The organism is Acinetobacter sp. YH12208 (assembly GCF_013418055.1).
Taxonomy (GTDB): domain Bacteria; phylum Pseudomonadota; class Gammaproteobacteria; order Pseudomonadales; family Moraxellaceae; genus Acinetobacter; species Acinetobacter pseudolwoffii.
This window is the reverse complement of record NZ_VPCT01000013.1, coordinates 65,785-72,497: the sequence shown is the minus strand read 5'-3', so window position 1 is coordinate 72,497 and position 6,713 is coordinate 65,785. Positions and strand designations below refer to the sequence as shown.

8 protein-coding genes and 2 pseudogenes are annotated in these 6,713 nt (G+C 46.2%); 9 read left to right on the top strand and 1 reads right to left on the bottom strand.

Features of this window, described 5'->3' with window-relative positions; genetic code table 11:
* Positions 1-107, top strand: a pseudogene (locus FTU95_RS11975) (IS5/IS1182 family transposase); the annotation flags it as partial.
* 20 nt (positions 108-127) lie between these two features.
* Here the strand turns inward: FTU95_RS11975 and FTU95_RS11970 are convergent.
* A pseudogene (locus FTU95_RS11970) lies at positions 128-496 on the bottom strand (SDR family NAD(P)-dependent oxidoreductase); the annotation flags it as partial.
* A gap of 90 nt (positions 497-586) precedes the next feature.
* Between FTU95_RS11970 and mazG the strand changes: the two are divergent.
* The 8 genes from mazG to FTU95_RS11930 all read left to right on the top strand — a co-directional run bounded on the left by mazG (position 587) and on the right by FTU95_RS11930 (position 6,712).
* Positions 587-1,399 carry a nucleoside triphosphate pyrophosphohydrolase gene (gene mazG, locus FTU95_RS11965; protein ID WP_180078621.1) on the top strand — a complete coding sequence of 271 codons (813 nt, stop codon included), beginning with the start codon at positions 587-589 and terminating at the stop codon, positions 1,397-1,399.
* Positions 1,359-1,772, top strand: a complete 414-nt coding sequence (locus tag FTU95_RS11960; protein ID WP_005172659.1) for a ComEA family DNA-binding protein — start codon at positions 1,359-1,361, stop codon at positions 1,770-1,772. The genes mazG and FTU95_RS11960 overlap by 41 nt, the downstream gene beginning before the upstream one ends.
* 136 nt (positions 1,773-1,908) lie before the next feature.
* Positions 1,909-3,381: a polynucleotide adenylyltransferase PcnB gene (gene pcnB / locus FTU95_RS11955; protein WP_180078619.1), complete on the top strand. Its 1,473-nt coding sequence runs from the start codon at positions 1,909-1,911 to the stop codon at positions 3,379-3,381.
* Complete coding sequence (gene folK, locus FTU95_RS11950) at positions 3,378-3,863, top strand: 2-amino-4-hydroxy-6-hydroxymethyldihydropteridine diphosphokinase (protein ID WP_005095697.1); 486 nt, start codon at positions 3,378-3,380, stop codon at positions 3,861-3,863. The genes pcnB and folK overlap by 4 nt, the downstream gene beginning before the upstream one ends.
* Positions 3,864-3,916: 53 nt before the next feature.
* Positions 3,917-4,726, top strand: coding sequence for a 3-methyl-2-oxobutanoate hydroxymethyltransferase (gene panB, locus FTU95_RS11945; RefSeq protein WP_074384037.1), 810 nt, complete (start codon positions 3,917-3,919; stop codon positions 4,724-4,726).
* Position 4,727: 1 nt separating this feature from the next.
* The gene (panC, locus tag FTU95_RS11940) at positions 4,728-5,576 is read left to right on the top strand and encodes a pantoate--beta-alanine ligase (protein ID WP_180078617.1); all 849 of its coding nucleotides are present in this window, start codon (positions 4,728-4,730) and stop codon (positions 5,574-5,576) included.
* Between the two features lie 18 nt (positions 5,577-5,594).
* On the top strand, positions 5,595-6,446 hold the full coding sequence (gene rapZ / locus FTU95_RS11935; RefSeq protein ID WP_005172647.1) for an RNase adapter RapZ: 852 nt from the start codon (positions 5,595-5,597) through the stop codon (positions 6,444-6,446).
* Positions 6,443-6,712: an HPr family phosphocarrier protein gene (locus FTU95_RS11930; RefSeq protein WP_034608740.1), complete on the top strand. Its 270-nt coding sequence runs from the start codon at positions 6,443-6,445 to the stop codon at positions 6,710-6,712. The genes rapZ and FTU95_RS11930 overlap by 4 nt, the downstream gene beginning before the upstream one ends.
* Position 6,713 lies beyond the last annotated feature (1 nt).

The following is a 6,713-nucleotide window of genomic DNA, read 5'->3' as shown; positions in this document are numbered from 1 at the left end:
TGAAAACATTTAGAATATTAAGTGAACGCTATCGAAATAGACGGAAAAGATTCGGTTTACGCATTAACTTAATTGCTGCACTCGTAAACCGGATAAACTTGCAATAATGACTTTCGCAAGAGATCTATTCTTTTAAATAAGAGAAAGTGGCATGACAACCATTGAGGAGGCCTTTAACATTAATATCCAGCGTGCGATGATGCGCTGCAATTGTGGTGTCTTCAAAAGGCCCTGAATATAAAATTCCGGCATTATTTACCAGAATGTTGATTTCACCGGCCCAGGCTGAAAACTCCGCCAAAGCTGTTTCCCAGGAAGCATAGTCTGCCACATCCAGAAAGCCTGCTTTGGCATGTTCGCCCAGTTGCTGAGCCAGCTGTTCGGCCTGTGCCACATTGATATCATAAATACCGACTTTATAGCCGTGCTGGTAAAATAGCGTGGCTGTCGCGGCGCCAATTCCTTGTGCTGCCCCACTAATCAATATACTGTGCATGTGCTTGATCTCCTTATTGTCTTTTTTTCTTGAGCATAACAAGAAACAGGCAGATTGACGCGACTATTTGGTAAAGAAGAGGTTTTAAAAGTGGAACAATTGCTTAATATCATGCGTGAATTACGTGAAAAATGTCCATGGGATCAGCAGCAGACTCCCGAATCTCTGACCCAATATGCGATTGAAGAAGCTTATGAAGTAGAAGCTGCGGTACGTTCTGGAAATGTTGACGAGATTCGCGATGAGCTGGGCGATCTGCTGTTACAGGTGGTGTTCCAGTCGCAAATGTACAGCGAGAAGGGCGCTTTTGATTTTCAGGATGTGGTGCAGGCCATTAGCGACAAACTCATCCGCCGTCATCCGCATGTATTTCAGGCTGAACAGTTTGCAAAATTGAGCCCGGAAGATGTCTCTCAGCTCTGGCAAGAAATTAAACAGCAAGAAAAGCAGGGCAAGCCACGTTCCCGTTTAGATGAAATCAAGCATGCACCGGCCTTGGTACAGGCAGATGAAATCCAGAAAAATGTCGCAAAAATCGGCTTTGATTTTCCCGATGTCACTGGGGCATATGACAAAGTAGAAGAAGAGCTGGCCGAGTTAAAAGAAGCTTTGGCAAGCCAGAATTCCGATGAAATACAGGAAGAATTTGGTGACTGCTTATTTTCTCTGGTCAATGTTGGCCGTAAACTTGGAATCTCGAGTGAAATGGCATTATTAGGCACGATCCATAAGTTTCGTACTCGATTTGCCTTGATGGAACATCAGGCGGAAAAACAACAACTCAATATAGACCGCTTGTCACTGGCTGAATTGGATCAGCTCTGGGAACAGGCCAAATTAGAATTAAAACAAAGAGCGGCGCATGAACAAACAACAACATCGAACAAGTCCGGCGTGGATTAATCTTCTTCTGGGTTTATGGCTAGGCTATATTGCTATTGGAACTGCACATGCAACTGCGACCGATTATATGGAATGGAAGACCAGACAACAGCAACATGATGCGCGGCTCAAACAACAGAATGCATCGACTAAAGCAGATCACTATCTGGCAAAACCGGCACTTTCGGTACAAGCGACAGGTGATAGAATTAGTTTAAATAGTGCAAATATTGAACAATTGCAACAGTTGCATGGCGTGGGACAAAAGAAAGCCCAAGCCATTGTTGAGTATCGGCAGAAAAATGGGAAATTTAAAAGCATTGAAGATATTCAGCTGGTCAAAGGCATTGGGCCGGCATTATTTGCCAAAAACAAGGCCAGACTCGCGTTGTGAATAGACGGAATTGATGCTGAATACAGAATCAATCTGAGCTGCAGGATTGACATAATCAAATTGCCCTTTAGTCGTGTAAGCGATATGATTAGCGTCATCTTAGAATTTTACGTTCAGACGTAGGAGACAGCGTCTTTTGCAAACTTTGCGCGCGTCAAAATGTGGTTTATCAACCGCTCAATTACCTTCTTATATTCTCGATGTGATTGATGCCTTAAACAAGGCAGGCTATGAAGCTTATATCGTGGGTGGTGGTGTTCGAGATCTGATGTTAGGTTTGAATCCTAAAGATTTCGATGCAGTTACCAATGCAACCCCAGCTCAGGTCAAGGAAGTATTCGGACGACGTTGTCGAATTATCGGACGGCGTTTTGAACTGGCGCATGTCTATTCAGGGCGGGAACTGGTTGAAGTGGCCACTTTCCGGGCACCTCCAAAAAAAGCAGTCACCTCGGCCGCGGGGATGATTCTGCGTGATAATAACTGGGGCAGCATCGAGCAGGATTTTGCCCGTCGCGACTTCTCGATCAATGCAATGTATTACCAGCCGCGTAAAGCGATTGTGCTGGATTTCTGCAATGCTGTAGATGATATTCACAGCAAAACTTTACGTTTGCTCGGTGATCCGGCCTTAAGATTTGAAGAAGATCCGGTGCGGATGTTACGTACCTTACGTTTTGCTGCCAAATTGAATTTCAATATTGATGAAGCAATTTTGGATATCTTTACCCCGGAAATGACCCAGCTGCTGCGTGATGTCTCTCCGCATCGACTCTATGATGAATCACAAAAGTTATTCACCATGGGGCATCTGAATCGTGTGTTGCCCATGCTGATTGATTTCGGAATCTGGCATCAGCTGTTCGCCGATATCAAAGCTGAAATCACGCCGTTTATGGAGCGTGCCGCGAAAAATACCGATCAGCGTATTTCGATTGGCAAGACCATCAATCCTGCATTTTTCTACGCGGTACTGTTATGGCAGCCATTCCTCGAGCGTTGTGAGTTTTATCTGAATAAAGGCGTGGTCGCAGCAGAAGCACGTGCCCAAGCGGGTCTGGATGTTTTGAAACGTCAGGCAACCCGAACCATTATTCCTCGCTTCGCCGAGACTTTCATTCGTGAAGTCTGGGAAATGCAGACCCGTTTGCTGAATCCAAAACCGCAACAAATTGAGGCCTTGTCTAGTCATGCGCGTTTCCGTGCCGGATTTGACTTTTTGCTGTTGCGCGAAAAATCAGGCGATGCAACGGCGCAAGGCATGGGCAGCTGGTGGGATGCTTATCAGCAAATGAGCGGTGACGAGAAAGAGCGGGCGATTAGCCAGTACAACCGTCAACGTGCCAAGAACCGTCGTAAGGCCACTCAAGAAGAACATCTGGAACAGAAACTGACGGCACAACAGGATCTCGCCGAGATTGAGCCTTTAGTCAATGAGCCTGAACCACGTAACCGCCGGGTGCGTAAAGCCAAGTTTGAAGACAAGGCGAAAGCCCTGTCACATGTGGCAGCCAGTGCCAGTGGTGAAATTGGCGCAGATCATCCGATTATGAAACGTAAGCGGGTGCAACGTGATTTAAGCCAGGTGGTGTTTGGGCCAACACAATGATCGTGACGTATATTGGCCTGGGCAGTAACCTGGGCGATTCACGCCAGATTTTGGCAGAAGCTGTACAGAAACTGGCGACATTGGGTCAGGTAAAAACCTCGCATCTTTACCAAAGTCCACCGATGGGGCCACAGGATCAGCCAAATTATCTGAATGCTGTGGTGCAGTTGAATACTGATCTGGCAGCGTTAGAGCTCCTCGATCGTCTGCAAGCCTTCGAGCAGGAAGCCGGTCGGGTACGTTTGCGTCATTGGGGCGAGCGTACGCTGGATCTGGACTTGCTGATCTACGGAGATGAACAGATACAGAATCAACGCCTGACTGTACCGCATGTCGGTGTGTTAGAGCGTGATTTTGTACTCATTCCGTTGCTGGACATTGATGCTGAAATACAGGTTCATGCTACATCCTTAAAAGACCTGGACATCGTCAAGCAATCGACCTTAACGGTACTCGATGACACAAACTGGGCAAATATTTAATTTTTGAGTTATGGGTATGTTCGCGAGAACTTCAATCATAGAGGAACATCTTCATGGTCAGTCTGAGTGACTTAAGACGCTTCAAAGCAGATGGACGCAAATTTTCATGTCTGACTTGCTATGATGCCAGCATGGCCAAAGCCATGGAAATTGCAGAAGTAGACAGTATTCTGATTGGCGACTCTTTGGGAATGTCAATTCAGGGCCGCGATTCGACTTTACCAGTGACTGTTGCAGATATGGCCTATCATACCGCTGCGGTACGCCGTGGTAACCAGCATGCCTTTATCATGACTGACTTGCCGTTTATGAGTTATGCCACCTTAAATGATGCCTTGCAAAGTTCCAAAACCGTGATGCAGGCCGGTGCGCAAATGGTGAAAATGGAAGGCGGTGCATGGCTGGCAGAAACCGTGCAGGTGCTGACCCGTAACGGTATTCCAGTCTGTGTGCACTTGGGATTGACGCCACAATCGGTACATGTCTTTGGCGGTTATAAGCTGCAAGCTCGTACCCGTGAAGCAGCGGATCAACTGATTGCAGACTGTAAAGCAGTGGTTGATGCAGGTGCTGCACTGTTACTGCTGGAATGTGTACCGGCACAATTGGGTCAGGAAATCACGGAACTGTTTCCACAAATTCCGGTGATTGGCATTGGTGCAGGCGCAGCCACTGATGGTCAGGTCTTGGTAGTACAAGACATGCTGGGTTTAACCTTTGGCCATACTGCAAAATTTGTCCGTAATTTTATGCAGGAACAATCGGGTGCTACTGCCATTCTGGATGCTTTTAAAGCTTACCATGCTGCAGTTTTGGATGGATCTTTCCCGGCACCCGCACAAACTTTTCAGGTTGAATTGTAAGATGAAAACAGAAACCACCATTCAGGGACTCGCGGCCTCACTTAATCCGGCACGTGCCAACCGCAAGATTATTGGTTTTGTACCCACCATGGGCAATCTGCATCAGGGTCATTTAAATCTGGTACGTGAAGCGCGTAAGCTGTGTGATGTGGTGGTGGTCAGTATCTTTGTCAATCCGATCCAGTTTGGACCCAATGAAGATTTTGATAACTACCCGCGTACGCTGGAGCAGGACCAGCAGCTTTTGGCAGACGTCGGTTGTGATATCGTCTTCGCGCCAACGGTTGAGCAAATGTATGGCAAAAAACCGCGTCTGACCAATATCAGTATCTCTGACATTACTGATGACTTGTGTGGTTTGCAGCGCCCCGGCCATTTTGATGGTGTAGCGGTGGTGGTGACCAAATTGTTTAACATTGTTCAGCCAAACTATGCTTTCTTTGGGCAAAAAGATTATCAGCAGTTGGCAGTGATTCGCCAGTTTGTACAAGACCTGAATATTCCATTAGAAGTGATTGGCGTGCCAATTGCCCGTGCAGAAGATGGTTTAGCCTTAAGTTCTCGAAATGGTTACCTAAGCCAAGAGCATCGTGTAATCGCACCGGTCATTTATCAAAGCTTACAAAAGGCTGAACAGCAGCTCCATGCTGCGATTGAACTGGATACGGTATTGGCCGAGCTTCGCCAGACTTTAACAGATGTCGGGTTTGTCGTAGACTATGTTGAAGCACGAACGCCAGAATTAAAAAAAATTCATACGTTTAATCAAGATGTTGTGTTATTTGTAGCTGCAAAGATAGGTAATACACGTCTGATCGATAACCTGCAGGTCAAATACACTGCCGGATAGGATGAAAGGGTAGCATGTATGAAGCGCATTTTAATTGTCACGGGACAATCTGGTTCAGGTAAATCATCTGCATTGCAGGTGCTTGAGGATCTGGGTTATTACTGTATTGATAATCTGCCTTTGGCATTGCTTCCCGAAATCGTGGCGAAACTGCACAGTGAGAACAATCTGGAACAGTTGGCTTTGGGGGTCGATGTACGCAGTACCCGTGCCGATTTGCAAGAATTTGATCATGTGTTCGAGCAGCTACAACAGCATGGCTCGGTCGATATTATCTATCTGACCACGCAGGATCAGGAACTGATTGCGCGCTTTAGTGCCTCGCGTCGGCCGCATCCTCTAGCTTCGCGCTTTAAGAGTCTGAACGAGTGCATTCAGGAAGAAAAAATCCTGCTAATGCCCATCCAGCTGCGTTCTACCGTGCACATTGATACTACAGATAAAAGCGTGCATGACCTGAAACATACCTTATTGACCAAGTTGGGACAGACCGATAACCTGATCCTGATTTTGCAGTCTTTTGGTTATAAGCATGGCATTCCACTGGATGCCGATTATGTCTTTGATGTCCGGCATTTGCCGAATCCGCATTGGGAACTGGAATTACGCAAATTTTCAGGACTCGATCAACCGGTGCAGGAGTTTTTGCAAAAGAGCGATCAGGTCGAAGATATGTTTAATGATATTTACCATTTTCTGGACAAATGGTTGCCAACCTTTTCTGAAGGGCATCGTCATTATATGACTGTGTCAATTGGCTGTACCGGTGGCCAGCATCGTTCTGTTTACATTGTGGATAGACTAAAAAAAGCCCTTGAGGCAAAATGGTCTATTCAAGTCCTCCATCGAGAAATGAAGCACTGGTCATGATTGATACCACTGTTGACGTAATTAATAAACTGGGTTTACATGCACGCGCATCTGGTAAACTTATAGAAGTGACTACCAAATTTCGTTCCAGTATCCAGATTGGAAAAACGGACAAACTGGTAGATGCAAAAAATATCATGTCCTTGCTGATGCTCGGTGCGGGCAAAGGAACAACTTTACGCTTGGTGATTGAAGGAGCGGATGAGGACAAAGCCTTATCTGAAATTCAGGCACTATTTGCAGCAAAATTTTATGAGGCAGATTAAT

Coding starts and splice junctions, on each gene's coding strand:
- FTU95_RS11960 (WP_005172659.1), top strand. CDS start 1,359: ATGAACAAACAACAACATCGAACAAGTCCGGCGTGGATTAATCTTCTT.
- folK (WP_005095697.1), top strand. CDS start 3,378: ATGATCGTGACGTATATTGGCCTGGGCAGTAACCTGGGCGATTCACGC.
- panB (WP_074384037.1), top strand. CDS start 3,917: ATGGTCAGTCTGAGTGACTTAAGACGCTTCAAAGCAGATGGACGCAAA.
- panC (WP_180078617.1), top strand. CDS start 4,728: ATGAAAACAGAAACCACCATTCAGGGACTCGCGGCCTCACTTAATCCG.
- rapZ (WP_005172647.1), top strand. CDS start 5,595: ATGAAGCGCATTTTAATTGTCACGGGACAATCTGGTTCAGGTAAATCA.
- FTU95_RS11930 (WP_034608740.1), top strand. CDS start 6,443: ATGATTGATACCACTGTTGACGTAATTAATAAACTGGGTTTACATGCA.